15 protein-coding genes are annotated in these 22,555 nt (G+C 58.6%); 8 read left to right on the top strand and 7 right to left on the bottom strand.

From position 1 onward, the window contains the following. Positions 1-464: hypothetical protein (locus AAAB35_RS15640; RefSeq protein ID WP_340669210.1), on the top strand; the 464-nt coding region annotated here is incomplete at its 5' end. Between the two features lie 112 nt (positions 465-576). Here the strand turns inward: AAAB35_RS15640 and AAAB35_RS15645 are convergent. Next, positions 577-3,096, bottom strand: a complete 2,520-nt coding sequence (locus tag AAAB35_RS15645) for an EAL domain-containing protein (RefSeq protein ID WP_340669211.1) — start codon at positions 3,094-3,096, stop codon at positions 577-579. A 151-nt stretch (positions 3,097-3,247) separates the two neighbouring features. On the opposite strand from AAAB35_RS15645, the gene AAAB35_RS15650 reads away from it, so the two are divergent. After that, entirely contained in the window at positions 3,248-3,490 is a 243-nt protein-coding gene (locus AAAB35_RS15650) for a hypothetical protein (protein ID WP_340669212.1), read from the top strand. 7 nt (positions 3,491-3,497) lie between these two features. Here the strand turns inward: AAAB35_RS15650 and AAAB35_RS15655 are convergent, their stop codons facing one another. After that, positions 3,498-4,082, bottom strand: a complete 585-nt coding sequence (locus AAAB35_RS15655; RefSeq protein ID WP_340669213.1) for a hypothetical protein — start codon at positions 4,080-4,082, stop codon at positions 3,498-3,500. Between the two features lie 199 nt (positions 4,083-4,281). Between AAAB35_RS15655 and AAAB35_RS15660 the strand changes: the two genes are divergently transcribed. From AAAB35_RS15660 to AAAB35_RS15680, 5 genes are all read left to right on the top strand, one after another. Beyond that, a complete protein-coding gene (locus AAAB35_RS15660; protein ID WP_340669214.1) occupies positions 4,282-6,735 on the top strand; it encodes a patatin-like phospholipase family protein in 2,454 nt (817 codons plus the stop codon). Between the two features lie 275 nt (positions 6,736-7,010). Next, a complete protein-coding gene (locus tag AAAB35_RS15665) occupies positions 7,011-8,720 on the top strand; it encodes a thiamine pyrophosphate-binding protein (RefSeq protein WP_340669215.1) in 1,710 nt (569 codons plus the stop codon). Between the two features lie 54 nt (positions 8,721-8,774). Continuing rightward, positions 8,775-11,627, top strand: coding sequence for a peroxidase family protein (locus tag AAAB35_RS15670; protein WP_340669216.1), 2,853 nt, complete (start codon positions 8,775-8,777; stop codon positions 11,625-11,627). Beyond that, positions 11,624-13,024, top strand: a complete 1,401-nt coding sequence (locus tag AAAB35_RS15675) for a hypothetical protein (protein WP_340669217.1) — start codon at positions 11,624-11,626, stop codon at positions 13,022-13,024. Before AAAB35_RS15670 ends, AAAB35_RS15675 begins: the two co-directional genes overlap by 4 nt. 153 nt (positions 13,025-13,177) lie before the next feature. Continuing rightward, positions 13,178-13,987 (top strand): DUF2189 domain-containing protein, encoded by an 810-nt coding sequence (locus AAAB35_RS15680; RefSeq protein ID WP_340669218.1) that lies wholly within the window; start codon positions 13,178-13,180, stop codon positions 13,985-13,987. 76 nt (positions 13,988-14,063) lie between these two features. On the opposite strand, the gene AAAB35_RS15685 is transcribed toward AAAB35_RS15680, so the two are convergent. The 5 genes from AAAB35_RS15685 to AAAB35_RS15705 are packed head-to-tail and all read right to left on the bottom strand — an operon-like array spanning position 14,064 to position 18,491. Further along, entirely contained in the window at positions 14,064-14,399 is a 336-nt protein-coding gene (locus AAAB35_RS15685) for a cytochrome C oxidase subunit IV family protein (protein ID WP_340669220.1), read from the bottom strand. Between the two features lie 11 nt (positions 14,400-14,410). Beyond that, complete coding sequence (locus AAAB35_RS15690) at positions 14,411-15,136, bottom strand: heme-copper oxidase subunit III family protein (protein ID WP_340669221.1); 726 nt, start codon at positions 15,134-15,136, stop codon at positions 14,411-14,413. A gap of 10 nt (positions 15,137-15,146) precedes the next feature. Beyond that, positions 15,147-15,851, bottom strand: a complete 705-nt coding sequence (locus AAAB35_RS15695; RefSeq protein WP_340669222.1) for a cytochrome c oxidase subunit 3 — start codon at positions 15,849-15,851, stop codon at positions 15,147-15,149. Beyond that, positions 15,848-17,626, bottom strand: coding sequence for a cytochrome c oxidase subunit I (gene ctaD / locus AAAB35_RS15700; protein ID WP_340669223.1), 1,779 nt, complete (start codon positions 17,624-17,626; stop codon positions 15,848-15,850). Before ctaD ends, AAAB35_RS15695 begins: the two co-directional genes overlap by 4 nt. A 49-nt stretch (positions 17,627-17,675) precedes the next feature. Further along, entirely contained in the window at positions 17,676-18,491 is an 816-nt protein-coding gene (locus tag AAAB35_RS15705) for a cytochrome c oxidase subunit II (protein ID WP_340669224.1), read from the bottom strand. Between the two features lie 503 nt (positions 18,492-18,994). On the opposite strand from AAAB35_RS15705, the gene AAAB35_RS15710 reads away from it, so the two are divergent. Next, entirely contained in the window at positions 18,995-22,540 is a 3,546-nt protein-coding gene (locus AAAB35_RS15710; RefSeq protein WP_340669225.1) for a S8 family serine peptidase, read from the top strand. Positions 22,541-22,555: the final 15 nt, after the last annotated feature.

Genomic DNA, 22,555 nt, shown 5'->3' on the forward strand with positions numbered 1-22,555 from the left:
CAAAGGTGCCCGACGACGTTTCGCAACATTACCTCAATTTAAAAGCCGACGAACTATTGGAGTCGGTCATCCTCCACCACAGACGCATGTCGCCCCTCGTTGCGGAATTTATCTGGTCGATTCTGAGGGGCGCCAGCGATGATCGCACCGTTCTGGAAGGTTCGGCCCTTTGGCCCTTCATCGCTGCTGGTCATCGTCTCAAGGAATTGGGAGCCGTCTGGTTGACTGCAAGTCCCGAAACGTTGCGCGCGCGCATCCATGAGAGCAGCGGTTACCAGAATGCCGACGCGCGAAGCCGCGCCATGATTTCGAGCTTCCTCGAAAGGACCATCCTGTTTGACCAGAAGACGACGCAACTTGTCCGCGAACACGGCTGCAAGATCCTCGATACGGATCAATTTGAAACGGCAGATGATATCGTTGGCGAAATCATCAATCAGTTCGGCGCCCAAGGAAGGCGATAGCCCAAGCCCGAAGACGATGACGCAGTGTCGCCCGGGCAGTGGGGTTGCCACTCGGCCATCCGCGTCAGGCGTCGCCATTTGATGGATAATCATCTATCGGACGTGAAACCCTCTAGGGTTTGGCCTCGCTCAAATCGCGCTTTTGCAGCAAGCTGCCGAGCGGCTGCGGACGATGGAACAAAAAGCCCTGGCCATAGCCGATGCCGAGCGAGCGCAAGATGCCGACTGCGCCGGCATCCTCGATATGTTCCGCAACGACGTCAACGCCCAGTTCACGCGCGACACCGCCCATCGATCTGACTACGGCCTGGTTAAGCCGGCTATTGGATAGTTTTTCGATGAAGGCGCCATCGATCTTGATGCTGTCGACTTCGAAGTGGTGCAAGTAGCCGAAAGAACTCAGGCCCGCGCCAAAATCGTCGAGGCTGATACGGCAGCCGGCAGCGCGGGCGTTCTTGACGAAACTCTCGGCTGCTTCGTAGTTATTGACAGCAGTTGTCTCGGTAATCTCGAAGATAAGGCGCGCGGGGGAGACGTTCGTTCGCTCCATGGTCAACTTGATGAACGACCATAACGTCGGGTCACTGATCGTATTGGCTGAAAGGTTAAGTGCAATGGCGACATTGTCCCTGGCCATCAGAGGCGCGCCATACTCTTCCAATGTGTGTTCGATAATCCAGCGGTCGACCATGCCCATCAGACCAAAGCGCTCGGCGGCCGGTATGAATTCAGTCGGGGCGATCAGCGTGCCGTCACGCGCGCGCATGCGCGAAAGTATTTCAATGTAGACCGTGGTGTCGGTCGTGTCGGAAATCTTGCGGACCTCCTGGCCGTAAATCTCCAGCCGTCCCTCCGACAGCGCTTCGAGAATGCCGGATGCGGCTTGGATGCTTGCCAGATTTTCCCGGGCCGCGCCGGTGTTTTCATCGTAGATCGTTGTCCGGTTGCGGCCCTCAGCCTTGGCAGCGTAGCAGGCAGCATCCGCCCGGGCGATGGCCTCATTGAGCGTGAGATTGGAATCGTCGAGAAAAGCAATGCCGACGCTCGCGCCGATCTCCTGCAGCTTGCCGTCCCATTCGAGGCGCACCTTGCGGATTTCCTCGATCAGGCGCTCGGCAATTTTTGTGATATCCTGCGGATCTGCCGACGGCAGCAGCGCAGCGAACTCATCACCGCCCAGCCGGCCGATGATCGCATTCTCTGGAAGCGTATCGTTCATGCTCGCCGTTGCCATCTTCAGCAGCGCATCGCCGGCCGCATGGCCGAGCGTGTCATTGACCATCTTGAAACGATCGAGGTCGATATAGAGCAGCGCGTGCCTCCGATCCGGCCCGGCAAGGATCGAGGCTGTCGTCTCTTCAAATGCCCGGCGATTGAGAAGGCCGGTCAATGTGTCGTGCGTTGCAGCATAGGACAGTTCGCGCTGCAAGTTGCGCGCATTGGTGATGTCCTGGACGACGAGAACCGAACCCGTCACGGCGCCAGCCGGGTTGAAGATGGGGGATGCGAGGTCGCGTATCGACCGGCGCTCACCATCGCTGCGCTCGACCACGGCATATTCAACGCGGTCCACGGTCGATCTGGCTTCCATCGCCCGCATGGTCGATGACGTCAGAACGTGTCCGCTCGCTTCGTCGACAAGATGAAGCGCATCGCTTACGGGTGACCCGATCAACTCGGCAGCGGAGCGCAGCAGCAATCGTTCAGCAGCCGGATTTGCAAATGTGATGATGTCATCGACGTTGGTCGTGAGCACCGCATCGCCGATCGATTGGAGCGTGACGCGATAAAGATCCTTCTCGCGCGCCAGCGCTTCGGCGCTTTGAACCTGTTCGGTAATATCCCAGATGCTGCCCATCAGCATCGCTGGCATGCCCTCGCGCACAACGAGGCGTGCCAGAGCGTATACATGCCGCACTTCGCCGTCCGGCTTGACGATGCGATAACTGGTCTTCATTGGAACGCCGGTCTTGTAGGTTGCCTCGACGGCCCGTTCAGCGATCGCAGCATCTTCGGGATGCAGGAGCTGGTGCCATGTGGCGCGGGGCACCTCCTCAGTACCCGGCCCAATACCGAATATTTCGCGCATCCGCCGGTCCCAGAGCACCGTTTCTGTTTCGATGTTGAAATGCCACAGGCCAACCTGACCCGCATCAAGGGCAAGCTCAACGCGTTCATTGAGCAGCGCGAGTTGATGTTCCGCGTTCTTTTGGTCGGTGATATCGGTCTGCACGCCGATCATGCGCGTCGGCTTTCCATCGGCATCCCATTCGACGACCCGGCCGCGGTCCAGCACCCAGATCCAGTGCCCGTCCTTGTGGCGCAGCCGGAACTCCGTTTCGATCTGCGGAATTTCGCCGGCGACATGCCGCTGACCGCTTTCAATGGCACGCTGTTTGTCGGCCGGGTGAATAAGTGTCAGCCAAAGATCGCCGCTGTCGCCGAGCTCATCCTCCCGGTAACCAAGCATCTTTTTCCAGGTCGATGAGTAGTAGCATTGGCCGGTGACGAGATTGGAATCCCAGACCCCGAGCCCAGCCGATTCCAGCGCAAAGCTCCAGCGATTCGCCTCGGCGCTGTCGGCTGACTGATAGGGCCTCGTGTGCAGGCGCATGTTGCGAACATCGGTCATGCGAGGAAGCTAGCATGGAAAGCAGGAAAATACAGTTAATGTCGCTAAGGTTCAGTGCTCGTTGTGTGCGCTGCACAATTTTGTTGCAATGCAACAAAAATGAGCTACTGTCTTTCTTTGGGAGGACCATTCGTTGCTGAGGGTGATAGCAATGCTCCAAATCGTGATCCTGATCTGCGCGACCAGCCTTTCACCGGCCCAATGCCAGACGAACACGGCGCTCGACGTGATCGTCGGCCCCCAGGCAAGCAATCCGATGATGTGCGGATTGCAGGGCCAGGCCTACGTCGCCCGAACCGCCATCGTCGGGCGGTCCCCGAACGAGTACGTCAAGATAAAATGCACGCCGCCAAAGGCAGCAAAAGCTGCCGCTGCCGAGCTCGAGCGACTATAGTTCAGCTTTACTGCTGGCCGCACGCCTGCATCTGCGTGCCGTAGCTATAGGCCATCTCGGCCGTATTGCGCGCGACCTTTTGCATGCCCGCATTGTTTTTCCAGTCGCCGCGGGCAAAGGCACTGTGGCCGAAATAGTAGGCAAGATAGAGGTGATAGGCATCATTGAGTTCAATGCCGTTCATCTCGTGGCTCTGGCTGTGATACCAGCCAACGAAATTCACGGCGTCGGAGAAATTGTTCCTGTCGGCGGTAAACTTGCCGGTTTCGCGCTTGTAGCGGGCCCACGTGCCATCGAGGGCCTGGGAGTATCCATAGGCGCTGGACGGTCGTTTCCAGGGAATGAAACCGAGGAGCCTGGTGCGGGGCGGACGCGAATAGGCATCATAGCCCGATTCCTTGCGGATGGTCGCCATAAGGATTGGCACCGGCACCCCATATTCCCGTTCCGTCTTGCTGGCCGCACCATACCAGTTGTCGAACCAGCCATCCTTCTGCTCGAATACGGCGCACACATCGTTGATCCGGCTCGGGGCCGTCGCGCAGCCGGCAAAAATGACCAACAAGGCGATTGTCGCAGATAAAAAAAGCACAGTTTGCCGCATACCCGTCCTATACGGCGCAAAGGTTAAGAGTGTTTTGCCATAAACAGGCGTCCCTTGGGGCGGGGGCCTTGGAACAGGGCCACTTCTATTTGAGCTGGAAAGGTTCTAGGATGGGAACCGGGAACTTCGATATGCTGCCTTGCACAATGTGATCTGACATCTTGAATGAAGTCGGAGGCGTGAATTGGTGCTTTCGTTCTTTGATATCTTCCGGAACGAACTCGATGTTGTAAATTACCGCCGACGCACCATTCAGGATGGCGCGGTCGCACGCGCAAGGGCGCTCACTCGCCGGGGCAGTACTGACCTGTTTCTTCCCGATGTGGAAGCACCATTCGAAGAAAATCCGCATTTCATCAGCCCGCGCATCGACGCTGCCCTCGCAAAGAGCGAGGTTCCCGGGCGCGAAACCACGCGCACCATCCCCGGCAGCAATCTGATCGGCCTTGCGCTGTCGGGCGGCGGCATACGCTCGGCATCCCTTTCGCTGGGCGTTCTGCAGGGGCTCGATTCCCTGTCAAAGCACGATGAGCCGAGGGTCATCGATGCGATCGACTATGTGTCTGCAGTATCGGGCGGCGGTTACATCGGCACCTCTCTCGTTGCCGGATTGATGCAGGAGAACGGAACCTTTCCATTCGACAGCAGGCTTGATGAACAGGAGTCGCCCGAGACCCAGCATCTGCGTGATTACTCGAACTTTCTCACAGCCAATGGCATCATCGACTATCTCGTCAGCTTTGCGCTGGTGCTGCGCGGCGTCCTCGTCAATGCCGTCATCGTATTGCCGGTCTTGCTGCTCCTTGCAGCACTCACCGTTGCCCTCTATCCGCGACCCGACCTTCAACGGTCTTTTACCTTGACGCTCGTACTCGCCGGCATCGCTGCTGTCCTCATGGTTGCAAGCGCCATCTACGTTTCCTTCCGGCCCGGCACACTGCGATCGCGGGAGATCCTCGGGCAGGGCATTGGCCTGGTGCTGATTCTCGTTTTGGTTGCAGCGGTATTTCAGGCCCAACCCGCGATCCTCGCTAAAATCATGTCCGCTGCAGGAGGACGCTTGAATATGGACATGACCTGGCTTTCCCGGCTGTTTGCGCTCCTTACATCCCTTGCGACCGTTCTTGTTGCCGTGTCGCAGAAGCTTGCCAATGTCGCAAAGGCTTCGGTCGGGGAGGCGACTTGGACGGCGACGCTTAAGAAACATGCAAGCCGCATTGTCCTTTACCTTGCCGCGATCATCGTGCCCCTTTTACTTTGGGTAACCTATATCGGCCTCAGTTATTGGGCGATCCAGAACTATGCCGCCAACCGCTGCGACCCGAACATTGCCCCCTGGTTGCGATGGCTAACCTTGTGTGATTTCAGCGCGCTGGCCATCTATCTCATCGTCGCCGCCGTGTTGATCGGCATTACCCTCTTCATCGGGCCCAACGCCAATTCATTGCACAAACTCTATCGCGACCGCCTGAGCCGCGCCTTCCTGTTCGAACGGGCGCAGATCGGCAAGCGCAAGGCGCCGAGCAAGGTCGATACCTGGAAGTTTTCATCGCTCAAACCCCGTGCCGAGGCGACGGGCGCCTGGTTGCCGGCGGCCGCCTATTCCCCTTATCTGTTGACGAATACCGCAATCAATCTCGAAGCGTCCGAGGAACTCAACAAACGCGGACGCAATGGCGACACCTTCATTTTCAGTCCGTTGCATGTCGGCAGCTGGTGGACGGGGTACGTTGCGACGACGCGAATGGAGGCCGTCGTGCCCGATTTCAGCCTGGCGACGGCAATGGCCGTCTCTGGCGCTGCCGCATCGGCGAATATGGGCCGCAACACCATCAAGGTCCTGACCTTCAGCCTGGCTCTCCTCAACATTCGCCTTGGCTACTGGCTGGCAAATCCGGCGCGGCTTGACGATTTTCACTCATGGCGAAACCGCTGGCTGGCAAAACTCGGCAGCTGGTTCTTTGCCATGGAGACGCTCGGAAAACTCAACGAAAAGCGCCTTAACGTCTATCTGACGGATGGCGGGCACATTGAGAATCTCGGCATTTACGAACTATTGCGCCGCCGCTGCAAGGTCATCATAGCTGTCGATGCAGAAGCGGATCCGAACATGACATTTTCGGCGCTGGTCAATCTTGAAGTGATGGCGCGTATCGATCTGGGCATCCGGATCGAACTGCCGTGGCAGTCACTCCAGGCGCGTGCAATCGGCGTCACGTCCACAGCGCTCTATGGCCCCGCTGGCCTGCCCGGCTCGTGTGGGCCGCATGCGGCAATCGGGTTGATCCGTTACGATGACGGGCAAGGCATCCTCATTTACATCAAGGCCTCGCTGAGCGGCGACGAGAACGATTATATTCTCGACTACAAGCGACACAATCCGGCCTTTCCGCATGAGACCACGGTCGACCAGTTTTTCAGCGAGGAGCAATTCGAGGCCTATCGGTCGCTCGGCTTCCACGCAACGCGCGGTTTGCTTGCCGGCAGCGATGACTTTGCCAAGCCGCTAGTCCCCTCGCCGGAGTGGGAGGCGGAGCTCTCCTCGGCGCTTAAGCTTCTCAATATTCCGCTTTCCATGCGCACGGCGATACTCGCCCACATTGTACGTGAGCAGAATCGCGAGGCTGACGCGCCGCCTTGATGAAAGCTGTGGAGCCTTGCGGATTTTGATCTAATCCCTATGGGTGAGAAACGCCGAAGTTCATCCGAAGAGATTGCAAGTCATTCAAAGAATGCTATGATATTCGGAGGGTTTCTGTTCGATAAAAGACAGCATTTATTGACAGTCGAGTAAGACAAGTTCTGCCGGAAATACGATCTGTAATGTAAAGCCATCACTCTGGAACGGGGCGTGCGCCTCGCTGGTGAGTATTTGTTGTGCGGAAAACAGTCCCGCGCAACCGGAGAGCACTCGCAATGAGGATCTACGAGGCGATAGTAAAGGGTCTGGAGGGGGTTGGCGTCGGCGCAGCGTTTGGCGGCGCCGGCGAGAATGCGGCCGGACTGATGCTCGCGCTGAAACACTCCAGGACGATCAAGCCGGTCATTACCCGCCACGAACAGGCAGCCGCGTTCATGGCATGCGGCTATGCCATGTATTCACGCCGCCTTGGCGTCTGCTTTGCGACAGCAGGCCCGGGCGCATTCAACCTGTTTTCAGGTCTCGCGGTCGCCATGTCGGACTCCTATCCGATCCTTGCGATCTCGGGTTACGCGTCACTCGATTGGAAAGGCAAGGGTGCATTGAACGAGACGTCGGGCCTCAGCCGAACGCCTGACTCCCATGCGATGTTCGTGGCGACGACAAAGAAGTCCTTCCTCCTCGATGATGCGGCCAAGGCTTGCGATGTCTTGGAGGAAGCCGTGAACGTCGCCTTTGACGGCCGTCCGGGCCCCGTCCACATCCACGTTCCGGAAAATCTGACCCACCGGGGCGTATCCGTCGACAACTACCGCGACGTCAATCTGCACACAAGGCCGGTTCTGCCTGAACCCGAGAGGGTAAAGGAGGTCTCGGACGTCCTCGTTGCGGCACTTTCAAAGGGCAGGAAAGTGCTCGCCCTCATCGGATTTGGCGCGGTCCTGAGCGAGGCAGGCGAGCCGCTGGTTCGCCTCATCGAACGCTACCAGATTCCGTTCGTGACCACGCTCGACGGCAAAGGGATCATCGACGAGAGCCACCCGCTCGCGATCGGTGTTTTCTGCGACAGCGGCCACAAGGCAGCGCGGGAGGCTTTCAAGACGGCGGAGGTCATCCTTGCCATCGGCAACTCCTTTGCCCAGCACGCAACGTTCAATTTCCGCAAGGACCTGCTCAAGGGCAAGAAACTCATTCACATCAACATTGACCCGGGCGAAGTGGACAAGGTCTACAAGGCCGATGCCGCGATCATAGGGGACGCTGCGCTTGCAGTAACCGCGCTGCTTGAGCGGATGTCCGCCGTGCTAGAGCCGCTGCCCGAACGCTCCTTTACCCGCTACGACTACCAATCGGACAGGATCCACGATGTGGTGGGCAGGATTCATCCAGGCCAACTCGCACAGGCGGTGTCGAGGCGGCTTCCTGACAATGCCATCGTCCTCGCCGATGCCGGCGCGCATCTTGCCTGGCTCGGCTACTATCTTGAACTCAAATCACACCAGCGCTTTCGCAAGCCTGGCGGATTCGGGCCCATGGCCGGCAGCGTCAATGGGGCACTTGGCGTCAAATGTGCCCATCCGGACCGAACGGTCATCGTCGGTTGCGGCGACGGATGCTACCTCTTGTCCGGCTTCGAGCTTTTGACCGCGGTTCAGTATGACCTGCCGGTGATCTGGATCATTTTCAACGACAATCAGTTCAAGCTCATCAAGATCTACCAGCTTGCGACCTACGGTGAATCCGGGCTCGTTGAATTCGAAAATCCCGACTACGTCGCCTACGCCAGGGCCTGCGGCGCACAAGGATTTCGTGTCGAAACCGTGAGCGAGTTCGAATCCGCATTCGTCAACGCCCTTGCCCTCAATAAACCGGTTCTCATCGACGCGCATATCTCGCGCATGGAGCTGCCGAAATATAGCTCGTCGCCCGAGGGAACGCTGGCCGGGCTGGTTGAACGTCTGGGCGACAGGGTTCGCTCGCATTGAAGGTGGACGAAGTCACAAATTTCTGAAGGTGCATGCTGCGCAGGGGAACAAACAATGTCGATGTGGCGTGAGGAATATCAAGGCAGTGAGGAGGCTGAGCGGCTGGTGTTCGAGCGCCTCGCCCAGGACATGATGGATGTCCAGGTCAAGGCGAAGAAGGTCAGCAAGGCGCCAGCCATACAACGCGCGTTTCACAGCAAGGCAGTCTTTAGCGCCATTGATGCGAAGCTGACTTTTGTGGACGATCTTCCCGAAGAGTTTCAGGCAGGGTTCGCGCAACCGGGCGCATCTTTTACGACCATCGTCCGGTTTTCGAATGCCAACGGATATGGCCAGCCTGACTATAAACCTGATATGCGCGGCGTCGCGTTGCGGGTGAAAGTATCGGACGACGAATTCCATGACCTGCTTGCGACGAATTTTCCGGTCTCGCACGCACGCAATGCCGAACAGTTCGTCGCTTTTGCCAAGGCAACGGCGGGCGGCATATTCAACAAGGTCTCCGGACTGGTGCGGCTTCTCGTCAAGTTCGGGCTTTCCGAGGTCGTCCGGATGCTGCGCAACGTTACGACTGCCCGCAAACGCAAGGTTTCAAGTGTTGCGCTCGAAACCTATTGGAGCCGCGGTGCGATCCGCTGGGGTGATACGCTTGCCGTGCGCTTCCTCCTGCGCCCCGCCTCTGATGCGCCGTCCGCTCCCGAACCTTCCGACAAGGATCCCGCCTACCTTTCAAACGAGTTTGCACGCCGCCTTGACCGCGGCGATGTCCGTTTTGAGCTTTGCGTTCAGCCTTATGTCGATGCGACTTTGACGCCCATCGAAGATACGGCGGTCGAGTGGCTGGAAACGGTGTCCCGTCCGATCAAGGTCGCCGACCTTACCATCACCAAGCCCAATTGCGGCATCGCCGAGGCGCTTACCAATGCCAGGGTCATTGACGAACTGGCCTTTAATCCCTGGAATACGACCGACGCGTTCCGGCCGCTCGGCAATCTCAACCGTGCACGCAAGTCGGTCTATGATGCGAGTTCCGCACATCGCCATGTCTATCGCTGGCGAACGGAAACGCCGCTGCGCAACCGCGTCCTTGGCGCACTCGCGCGCCAGGGCTTTCTCGTCGCCAACCGATTCATCGAATGGCACAAGCTGTCGTTGCGGTTGAGCCTGCTCAACCTTGATGCGTTCCGCTACGCGTTGCGCAAGAAGAACCTTATCGACACGGAGATCTACGAAGCGCCCCCGACAGCCCGGCCGGTTCCGCCGCCAACGGTGGATGAGACCGTGCGTCAGGCGCGCACCTATGACGGAACGTTCAACGATCTGTCGCAGCCAAAGATGGGATCCATCGGCTCTGCATTCGGGCGCAATCTGAAGCCCGTCTATGAACCTCATCAGTTTGACAGTCCCAATCCCGTTGAAGTGGCGCGCGAACTCCTGCATCGCGACACGTTCATTCCTGCCCGCTCGCTGAATATCCTTGCGGCCGCCTGGATCCAGTTTCAGGTGCATGACTGGGTCAATCATGCCCGCAATCCGCTCGGCAAGGACGACGTCATCGTGCCGCTTCCCAAGGGCATGACCTGGCAAAGCAGCGTTGGCGGGCCAAGAGAGGACGTGATGCGCATCGCCAGCAACATCGCCGGGCGCGACCAGGGTGACGGCCATCCGCCAATCTATTTCGGCAATAATGCCTCGCAGTGGTGGGATGGTTCGGAAGTCTACGGGCCGGACAGCAAGTCAGCCAATCTCTTGCGCGATGGGCCAAAGCTCAAACTCGTCAACGGGCACCTGCCGGTCGATCTTCGCGGCATGGAGGTGACGGGCTTTAACGAAAGCTGGTGGCTGGGGCTCAGTGCGCTCCACACGCTGTTTGCGCGCGAACACAATCTTTTGTGCGACGAGCTTCGGGCGCGATACCGTAACTGGGATGATGAGCGCGTCTATCAGACGGCGCGCCTGATTGTCTCGGCCCTGATCGCTAAAATCCATACCGTCGAGTGGACGCCGGCGATCCTCGCCACCAAGGCCATCGATGTCGGTCTTTCAAGCAATTGGAACGGCCCGCCCGCAAAGGACTGGCTCACCAAGCTCGGCATCTGGTTGCTCGACGCCCATGCGCTGACCGGCATTCCGAAGACGCTGCCGGATCATCACGGCGCGCCCTATTGCCTGACGGAGGACTTCGTCACCGTCTATCGCCTGCATCCGCTCCTGCCCGATGATTATTGTTTCTACAACCATACAAACGGCAGCAAGATTGCGGAACGAGGGTTCCTCGACATCCAGGCCGCTTCCGCCGACGACGCCATGCGCTCGTTCGGGCTGCGCAACACGCTCTATTCGTTCGGGATCGCCCATCCCGGCGCAATCACTTTGCACAACTATCCCCGTTCACTGCTGGCGCTCGAACGGGATAACGAGATCATTGACCTTTCGGTTGTTGACCTTGTCCGGACCCGGCGGCGGGGCGTGCCGCGCTTTAATGACTTCCGCACCGGCCTGCACCGGCCGCGGCTGAAAAGCTTTGAGGAATTGACGACAAATCCCGCCGATATTGCCCTGCTGAAGCAGATCTATGGCAGTATCGACCGCGTTGACACGGTCGTCGGCCTCTTTGCTGAACCGGCGCCCGCCGGCTTCGGATTTAGCGACACGGCATTTCGCATCTTCATCCTGATGGCCTCGCGCCGGCTCCAGAGCGACCGCTTCCTCACCGTCGATTTCAGGCCGGAAGTTTATTCTCCATTCGGCATCGACTGGATCGCGAATAATGGCATGACGAGCGTTATCCTGCGCCATTGCCCGGAACTTGGCTCTGTCCTTCCGCGTACGGGAAGCGCCTTTGCGCCCTGGCGCCCGATCTTGCCGAACAGCGCAATGCCCTCAATGACAGGAGCTGCGCCGTGAGCGATACACGTCCCGCCGATACTGCTGCACCATCCACCGGGCACCGGGGACTCGACGCCCTTTTGAAACGCCCGCTTGTCGAGACGATCTGGCGGCGCCGCACCCATCGGGTCAGCCAGGGAAGTTCGGTGCTTGCCGGCACAATGAGCTACGAATCGGACAAGCCGCGCGAGCCACTATCGGAACTGGAGGAGGCGATCCTCATTGCCATGACCGGCTGCACCGGGCTTACCATGCCGGACCGGCCGTTTGAGGATCCGGCGACCCGAAAGCCGATCATGGCCAAGCCCAACCTCAACATGGCCGGGCGAACGGCCGGCAGTCCTGACAATGCCCAGGGCACGCACTTCTTCATGATCAACGATACGGGAACTTATTTTCTGCGCAAACTGCCACCGCCAACGGATGGCAATGCGCCGTTCAGTATCGAGCTTCTGCTTGAGCGCGCCAATCAGGCCAAGGTGAAGATACTCGACCGCCGCCTCGATGTGCCGAACGGCAAGCGCGATTTTCCAGCTTATCTCGACTCCAACCGCTTTTTGTCGAACCTGCCCGGAACAACGATCCTTTTTCCGGTGGTTGACCTATCGCGGCAATATATCAACGGCATGATGTACATCCTGACCCAGCCCGATGGCGCGCGGCCCGCGATCGTCGATGATCGGAACTTTTACAGGTCCGCCGGGGTGAAGCGGTGGATCGAGAAGGGTTTTCTCAACAAGGATCTGAAGGTGCCGCTCGGCGCCATCGGCTCGCTACGTACCCAGATTGAAGCTGACCTTATCTTGCAGAATCTCTTCCTTATCGCCGATGCCATGGGGCTCGGCGCCTGGATCCATGCTTCGATCAGTCCGCCCGTGCTGGTGGGTGACCCGAAATTCACCACCGACTATGGACCCATGCTGGGCTTCGATGTGGTCACGCCGAAGTGGCGGATCATGGATCTTCTGCGCTGGCACGTGCCGCTGCCGCGCTATTCGAACCTCAGGAGCAATCCGATCGGCCTCACCTATAAGGGCGAGCATCTTATCAAGGGCATGTCACCGCCATACTATGATTCGATGGCCGAGGCTGTTCAAACGGTCGTGCGCGACAAGTTTGCCGACAAGGGCGGGTTTTACACCGACAAGGCCCTGTTTGCCCAAATCTACAAGGGCGACTACGGCGAGCGCTATCTATCGGAAGCTGCGGTCTATAGTTCCGACGTCATCGCGTGTGTTGAGGATATCTGTACCTACATCTACGAAACCCATGGCAGGTTTCCCGCCCATTGCGACGCAATCCACGTTCCCGGCGTCTGGCTGCAGGTCCACCATGTCGATATCGACTATTATGAGCGCTTCTTCAGGAACGGCCTGACCGAGGCCCACTACAACCATCACCGCGATTGGCCATAGGCGGCCCTGTTCTACCAGCGGTTGCCGATAGATCTGGCAAAAGCAGGTCGATCAGGTTATGTTTTGATTGTGCAGGTTTAGGTCCCTTGGCCCCGCCTTTGCACGGTGCCGCCGGTACCTTTCCCGCTCGACACGAGATTGGGAGAATTGTTCATGGCACAATTTCACGTGATAGCAGGTGCAAATGAAACGAACGTCTATCCTGGGGTTCGTCAAATTGGTGTGGCCGATGTGTTTGCCGCGCTGCGCGAGGGGCTCGATGATTTCTGGGACAAGCCCTCGCACTACGTCTTTCTCTGCCTGATTTACCCGATTGCCGGCCTGGTCCTGATACGCTGGACATCGGGCGCCAATCTGCTGCCGTTGCTGTTTCCGCTGATGTCCGGTTTCGCCCTGGTGGGACCGTTTGCCGCCCTTGGCCTTTATGAGATCTCAAGGCGCAGGGAGCTCAATCTCGACACGTCCTGGAGTCACGCCTTCGAGGTTCGCCATTCACCGGCGATACCATCCATCATCGCGGTCGGCTTCATGCTGCTCGTTCTGTTCATCGCCTGGATACTTGTGGCACAGGCACTTTACGTGAACCTTTTCGGTCCGCAAGTGCCCGAATCTTTGAGGGCGTTCTTAAGTCAGGTGTTCGCAACGCCCGAGGGCCAAAGAATGATCCTGCTCGGCAACGCGATCGGCTTTGTCTTCGCCGTCGTCGTATTGTGCTCCACCGTCATTGCCTTCCCGCTCTTGCTTGACCGCGACGTGGGCGCATTTGCGGCCGTCCTCACCTCCATCAAGGCAACGCTGGCCAACCCTGTTCCGATCGCGCTCTGGGGCTTGATTGTCGCAGCGCTGCTTCTTGTCGGCTTCCTGACATTGTTCGTTGGCCTCGCCGTCTTTATCCCCGTGCTTGGCCATGCAACCTGGCATCTCTACAAGAAGATCGTGGTGCCTGCCCCGGCAGCGGCGTAGCGATCCTGAAAGGGCTCAAGGCAACGGCGCCAAATGGCGCCGTTTCCTTTTCCAGCCCGGATTGCAGGCAAGGGCTCTAGGGTCCGGCACCGAAGAAGGTCAGGCGCGTGAGCAGCGTGTAGTTCGCCTCTGAAACCATCATTGCAACAAAGACCAGCACCAGGACGGGGGGCACGATAATGGCGTAGATCAGCGCCAGTCTCTCCCAGGCCATGTGCATGAAGACGGCAACGATAAGTCCCGCCTTGAGCACCATGAAGATCAGTATGAGCCCCCATCGGAGATATCCCTGGAGGCCGAAAAAATCCACGAGATATGAGCAGACGCTGAGGACGAAGAGCAAGCCCCAGACAAGCAGGTAGAGCTTGACCGGATGTTCCTGATGTTCGCCGTGTACTGCAGCCTGTGCCATGTGACGTTCCCTCACCACAGATAAAAGAAAGCAAAGATGAACACCCAGACGAGATCGACGAAGTGCCAATATAGGCCTGTTATCTCGACGATCTCGTACCGGCCCTTCCGGCTGGTAAAGAAGCCGCGCTTTTCCTGGTCGAAATCTCCGCGCCAGACCTTGCGGGCGATGATGAGAAGGAAGATGACGCCAATCGTCACGTGCGTGCCGTGAAAGCCGGTTATCATAAAGAAGGTCGAACCGAACTGGGCTGCGCCCCAGGGATTTTCCCAGGGACGGACCCCCTCATGGATCAATTTGGTCCACTCGAAGGCTTGCATGCCAACGAATGTGGCGCCGAACAACGCCGTGAGGAGCATGAGGGCTGCCGTCTTGCGGCGGTCCCGCCGGTAGCCATACATGACGGCCATCGCCATGGTGCCGCTGCTGCTGATCAAGACGAATGTCATGATCGCAATAAGGATCAGCGGAATATCCTGTCCGCCGATATTCAGTGCAAAGACCTCACTCGGATTCGGCCATGGAACGGTGGTCGACATGCGGGCGGTCATATAGGCCAGGAGAAAACATCCAAAGATGAATGTGTCGCTGAGGAGGAAGATCCACATCATTGCCTTGCCCCAGGAGACATTCTTGAATGCCCGCTGGTCGGAAGCCCAGTCGGCCGTAAAGCCCTGCATTCCGGGGGCCAGTTTGGGAAGCGCAATGCCAGGCTTGGTCTTTGTCGTCTCGTGCATCGTCACACCTTTATGTCAGCAATTGCCGGCAGATTTCGACGAAATCGTTCGCCCAGCCCGCAAACAGGGCGAAAAGAATGAGCCACACCAGCAGCATGAAATGCCAGTACATGGCGCAAAGTTCGACGCCGAGCCGTATCGTTTTGATCGGAGCGCCGTCAAAGACCTTCAGGGACGTGCGTAAAAGGGCGACAAGTCCGCCAAGAATGTGAAGGCCGTGCATGCCGGTGATGAGATAAAAGAAACTGTTGGCCGGATTGTCGGCAAGGACATAGCCTGCGGCTGCAAGCTGGCGCCAGGCGAATATCTGCCCCGAAAGGAAGGCAACTGCTGTCACGAAACTGAGGCCAAGGCCGGCCTTCACTGCTTCGAGATTGCCGTTTTGCGCCTTGGCCTTGGTCCACTCCAGGGCAATGCTGCTGGCGACAAGCACGCCCGTATTGAACCATAGCGAGCCGGGTATCGGGACAGCCCACCAATCGTTAAGGCCCATGCGCATGAAGTAGGCGCTGATCAAGAGCGCGAACAAGGCGCCGACGACCGCAAGGAAAACACCGAGCCCGATCTTTGCCGTGGGAATTGATGACCCTTCCCGCTGCGGCCTGTCGCCTTGATGTCCGACCTCAAGCCAGGGCTTTGACATCAGGCGCTGTTGCGCCATCCACCAGGAGATGATGACGGCAAGCACGGCCAGAAAGATCAGGATCGCGCTCACGATGGTGTTTCCCGCGATATCCGGTCAGGGTTGGGCTGGTTTTGCGGGATGAAATCCTGCGCGGCTCCCGGAACGCTATAGTCGTAGGCCCAACGGTAGACGATCGGCAGCTCCTTGCCCCAATTGCCGTGCGGGGGAGGGGTTGTGGGCGTCTGCCATTCGAGGGTCGTTGCCCTCCAGGGGTTGCCGCCGGCCTCCTTGCCGTGCCGGACACTCCAGATGAGGTTGAACAGGAACACCATCTGTGCGGCACCGACGACAAGCGCCATGATCGTGATGAACTCGTTGAGCGTATGGGCCGACGGTGGAACGAAGGCGGTTTCCCCCATTTCGTAATACCTGCGCGGCATGCCGAGCAGGCCGAGATAGTGCATCGGGAAGAAAATCAGATAGGCCCCGAGGAAGGTCACCCAGAAGTGGATGTGCCCAAGCGTCTCGTCCATCATCCGTCCCGTGACCTTCGGATACCAATGATAGATTGCGCCGAAAATAACAAGGATCGGCGCGACCCCCATCACCATGTGGAAGTGGGCAACGACGAAGAGAGTGTCGGAAAGCGGCACGTCGACAACCACATTGCCAAGGAAGAGGCCGGTGAGCCCGCCATTGAGGAACGTGACGATGAAGGCGAGGGCAAACAGCATCGGCAGTGTGAGATGAATATCGCCGCGCCACAGTGTCAGCACCCAGTTATAGACTTTCAGCGCTGTCGGAACCGCGATGATCAGCGTTGTTGTGGCGAAGAAGAAACCGAAATTCGGGTTCATGCCGCTGACATACATGTGGTGCGCCCAAACGACGAAGCTGAGCGCGCCAATGATGACGATGGCCCATACCATCATGCGGTAACCGAAGATGTTCTTGCGCGCGTGGGTGCTGATCAGGTCGGACACGATGCCAAACGCCGGCAAGGCGACGATATAGACTTCAGGATGTCCGAAAAACCAGAAGAGGTGCTGGAAGAGGATGGGGCTGCCTCCGCCGTGCTTGAGTTGCTCGCCCATCTCGACAATCGCCGGCATGAAGAAACTTGTGCCAAGCAGGCGATCGAACAGCATCATGACGGCGGCGACGAAAAGGGCAGGAAAGGCAAGCAAGGCCATGACGGTGGCTGTAAAGATTCCCCAAATCGTCAGGGGCATGCGCATCAGGGTCATGCCGCGAGCGCGCCCCTGCAACACGGTGACGACGTAGTTGAGCCCACCCATGGTGAAGCCGATAATGAACAGGATCAGTGATATAAGCATCAGAATAATGCCCCAATTGGCTCCGCCGGGCGTGCCGGACAGAACTGCCTGTGGCGGATAGAGCGTCCAGCCTGCGCCGGTCGGGCCGCCCGGGGCAAAAAAGCTTGCAACAAGGATGAGCACGGCGAGAAGATAGAGCCAATAGCTCAGCATGTTCGCGTAAGGGAACACCATGTCGCGCGCACCGACCATGAGCGGGATCAGATAGTTACCAAATCCGCCAAGGAACAGTGCCGTGAGCAGGTAGATCACCATGATCATGCCATGCATGGTGATGAACTGGTAATAGCGATCGGCATCGATAAAAGCGAACACACCGGGAAATCCGAGCTGCAAGCGCATCAGCCAGGAAAGAACGAGGGCGACGAGGCCAATGGCCATGGCGGTCATGGAATACTGAACGGCGATGACCTTGGCGTCCTGGCTGAACACATAGGTCGTCCACCAACTGTGCGGGTGGTATAGCTCCACATCTTCGACTTCCGCCGCCGGGACGGTGTCGTCAATGCTGGATGGAATATTGACCATCAATTGCCTCCCTCGATGCTGATCGCCGCGTCTTTCGAAAAGCGCATGCTCAATTTAAAGTCTTGGTCTCTCCTGCTGCCATCATCTGCGTAAATGTCTGCTGTTGCTGCAGCCAGGTCTTGTAGTCCTCGTCGCTGTCGACAACGACAGTGCCGCGCATCTGGGGATGGCCGACGCCGCAAAGTTCGGCGCACAGCACTTCGAATGTTCCCGTGCGGGTCGGCGTGAACCAGAAATAGGTGACCATACCCGGCACCATGTCCATCTTGGCCCTGAACTCCGGCACATAGAAATCATGAAGGACGTCGATCGATCGCAGGACCATCTTCACAGGCTTTCCCATGGGCAGATGCAGTTCGCCACCCTGTATGATGACGTCGTCGAGCCCGGCCGGATCATTCTTGTTGAGACCGAGGGGATTGTCGCTGGTCACGTCGCGCGTTTCTGAGGTGCCAAGCCGCCCATCGGCGCCCGGAAGGCGGAAGCTCCATAACCATTGCTGGCCAACGACCTCGACTTCCGTGGCATCGTTGGGAACAGTCACGAACTGGTGCCAGACGAAAAGACCCGGCGTAAGCATGGCGGCAACGCCAATGGCCGTGAGCGTCGCCAGCCAGAATTCGAGCTTGCGACTTTCCGGTTCGTAGTGGGCCTGCAAGCCCGGTCTGTGGCGGAACCGAAACACGCAATAGGCAACAAAAAGGACAACCGCGACAAAGACGAAGCCAGTGATCCAGAACGTGATGATGATTGTATTGTCGATATAGTGCCAGTTGGAAGCAATAGGCGTCCACCACCAGGGACTCAACAGATGAAACAGAACTGACGCAACCGCTACTAGAACCAGAATGAGTACGACAGCCATTTCTTGCCACCTCCTTGCCGACATCGGCCGTGGACATGAACATGCAACCTTCAGGCGCCCGAAGGTAGCATTACACAAAGAAGAAAAACAGGCAATGAAAGCGAAAATTGCGCAAGCATCTGTCCTTATCCGCCGAGAACATGCGATTGTGCAGTGCACAACTTTGCTCATGGAATATTTTACTGAATAAATACTTGTCGCCAATTTGCGAGGTATCGACAGTCATTTACCGGCAACGACGGCGTTCGTTGCCGGGCAGGTTTCGCGCCGCGCAATGAGTTGGCCAAGGTTTCGGCTGTTGGACGCCGGCAAAAAATGCTGTTCCATTTGCCTCGATGCTTGGTCTGTGGTTTATTTCCATAAGGTTTCTACCACTTATTGTCACTGACGACTGGCACTGAACCATCGTTGATCTGGAGCGCCGGCTTCGGATTTGTGACTGACATGTGAGCGTTACTTGGACCGCGCGACGTCTTTGCGTCGCCTGCTTGGGGGAGCGGTACATGGCCGAAGCGGCAAACAAGCGGCGGGTGTTGATCAAGACGACAGCGGCGATTGGCGGGCAGACGCTCACCTTTGGTGCTGCGGGCGCCGAATATAGCGTTGCCCCGCTTTTTGAGAGCATCGGGCAGCAACAAGGCCTCGGTATCGTCGGCGGCGCGGCCTGGCATATCCTGTCGACGGATGATGACAGCGGCAATCCATGGGATCTTTGCCATGCGATGGTCACGGGGGGGCTCGGCATCGCCGGGACCACCGTCGAGTTTGCCGAGCCCGATTTGCCCCAGCGCTGGCTCATAGGTGATGAAAAATCGCTTGGGATCGGGTTGACCGCAAGTTGCGACAGGGCGGCGCCGCAGAACGCATCTTACCCGCGCGATCCCGACAATTTCTGGTTGAGGAAGCGCAGTCATTCACAGTTTGATGACGCCCTCGCGGAGGTGGGGCTGCCTGACGCACGCAGCCGGGTCCGCGTGGCGCATCTTGATACCGGTTATGATCCGCAGCACCGCAGCCTTCCAGCGCACATGAACTTTACGCTGCAGCGCAATTTTGTCGATCAGAACCGGCCAAATGATGCGACGGATACAACCGGCGACGCCGCCTTGTCGAATCCGGGGCATGGAACCGGCACGCTCGGGATTCTGGCGGGCAAGGCCTTTGCCACCACATCCGTCATCGGTTGCGCGCCGAATGCCGAGATCGTGCCGCTTCGCGTCGCCAACAGCGTCGTCCTGTTCTCCAACAGCTCGATCGCCAGAGCGTTCGACTACGTTCACGCTCTTTGCGCCAACCCTGCCACGAGGGTCCATGTGATCACGATGAGCATGGGGGGGCTTGCATCCCAGGCCTGGGCAGAGGCAGTCAATGCCTTGTACGAGCGGGGTGTCTTCATCGTGACCGCCGCAGGCAATAATTACGCCAATCTTCCGACCCGGAACATTGTCTATCCGGCCCGTTTCAATCGGGTGGTTGCCGCCTGCGGCGTCATGGCAAATCACGCGCCCTACGCGGACCTTGCCGCCACTCTCATGGCGGGAAATTACGGCCCCGCATCCAAGATGACGACCGCCATGGCTGCCTGTACGCCGAATACGACCTGGGCGCGCAAGGGCTGCCCTGCCATTGTCGATTTCGACGGTAACGGCACATCATCGGCAACACCGCAGGTTGCCGCCTCAGCGGCGCTGTGGCTGCAAAAGAACATGGCGAAGGTCATCGCCTATCGCGAGGACTGGATGCGCGTTGAAGCAGTTCGCAAGGCACTTTTTCAGTCGGCCGACGCGCGTGGCGATCCGCGCCGGCTCGGACGTGGAGAGCTCAAGGCGCTGGCAGCGCTGAATATCGCGCCTGCAAGGGCGGCCGATCTCGTCAAGTCGCCGCCCGACAGCGCGCTGTTCCCGATCCTCAACGTGTTGACCGGAGGGCAATTGGGCATAGCGGCGGCCGACCCGGGCCGCAGGATGCTCGAACTTGAGGCACTGCAACTGTCGCAATCTTTTGAGGTGGAGGCAGTCTTGCCTGACCCGTCGGTCGATCCGCAGACACTTACCGCAAGTCAAAGGCTCAACATTGCCGAAGCTTTGATGGCGCAACCTTCCGTGTCGCGCCGCCTGCGCGACATGCTCGCTGGCGCAATGCCGACCGCGGTACCGGCAATATCGTTGCCGCAGGCCGAGGACGCCATCACCAAGTTCCATCTCGCGTCAGCAATGGCACCAGCTATTGCGCCGCCGACACGCCGCCGCCTGCGTGTCTTTGCCCTCGATCCATCGCTTGCCACCACTCTTGAGACCGCCCCGATCAATGAAGCCGTGCTTGACGTCAGATGGGAGCGTGATCTTGGTCCAGGACCGATCGGCGAGTACCTTCAAATCATCGACATCGATCCGGCCAGCCGCTGCGCCTATGCGCCGGTCGATCTCAACCATCCGCATCTTTTGCCGCAGGACGGGCTCGCGCCATCGGAGGGCAATCCGCAGTTCCATCAACAAATGGCCTACGCGGTTGCCATGCGCACGATCGAGTTTTTCGAACACGCGCTTGGCAGGTCGGCATTGTGGGCGCCGCGTTTTGTGACGGTCGCCGACAAGATACGCAGCGAATACGTCCGGCGGCTGCGTATCTACCCGCACGCGATCCGCGCCCGCAACGCCTACTACAGCCCTGACCGCAAGGCGCTGCTGTTTGGCTATTTTACCGCAAGCGAGAAAACGGCGGGCCTTGGGCTGCCGCACGGCGTCGTGTTCACGGCACTGTCCCACGACGTCATCGCACATGAGACGACCCATGCCTTGCTGGACGGGTTGCATAGCCGCTTTCGCGAACCGACCAACCCGGACGTTCTTGCCTTTCATGAAGCGTTTGCCGATATCGTCGCGCTATTTCAACACTTCGCCATGCCAGAGGCGTTGCGCCATCAGATCAGGCGCACACGCGGCGATCTTGCTCAGGAGAACCTTTTGTCCGAGCTTGCCATCGAATTCGGTCAAGCTTTGAGTGGCGGCTATGGAGCGCTGCGGGATGCAATCGGTGCGCGCGACGCTGACGGCAAATGGGTCGCGCGCAAGCCGCAACCGACCGACTATGGCACAAGCAAGGAGCCGCATGCCTTGGGCGCGGTCCTCGTTTCGGCAATTTTTGCCGCCTTTTTGTCGATCTACAAGGCGAGGATGCTCGATCTGGTCAAGCTTGCGACGCAGGGCACCGGCGTCCTGCCGCCCGGCGACATATCTGTTGAACTTGCCGACCGCATGGCCGAGGAAGCCAGCAAGGTCGCCGCCCAGGTGCTGAGAATGTGTATAAGGGCGCTCGACTATTGCCCGCCGGTCGACATTACCTTCGGCGACTATCTCCGTGCTCTCATCACGGCGGACCGCGATCTCGTGCCGGACGACCCGCGTGGGTACCGCGTCGCTTTCGTGGCCGCTTTCCGCGATCGGGGGATCTATCCTTCGGGTGTTCGCCATCTGTCGCCGGGAAATCTCATCTGGGAGTCGCCGCCGCTTCCCTTGATCAATCTGGATGCCATCCTTTCCCAGATGAAACTGACATGGAATTTGAACAATGACCGGCGGCTCGCTTACGAAGCCTCGCAGGTGAACGCCGCAGCGTTCCATGCCTGGCTCGTCTCAGCCAAGCAGGTGTCCGATGAGGAGATCTCGATGTTGGGCTTTGTCCGCAAGAGCCAGAACATGAGTATCGGAAACATGAAAGGCGTCATGCGCGGGCTCGAAGTGCACGCAGTGCGACCGGCTAGGCGCATCGGCCCGGACGGCCAGAGCCGCACCGATCTGATCGTCGAGATCACGCAGACGTTCAGACCGGACCGGGCTCTCGATGGCCTTTATCGGGGCGGATGCACGCTGGTCATCGATCTTGAGACCAACACTGTGCGCTACTGCATCCGCAAGCGTGTCACGAGCGCGGTGCGCATGAGCCAGCAGGCGGCCTATCGGCGGCAGTTCGAAGCGGGATTGAGATTGCAGTATTTCAATGAGTCGCCCGCGGGAGACGAACCTTTTGCAATGCTGCATGGCGGCCATTAGGGCACGAGGAGATTA

Origin of the sequence: Phyllobacterium sp., from assembly GCF_037994425.1 — a bacterium.
Lineage (GTDB): Bacteria > Pseudomonadota > Alphaproteobacteria > Rhizobiales > Rhizobiaceae > Phyllobacterium.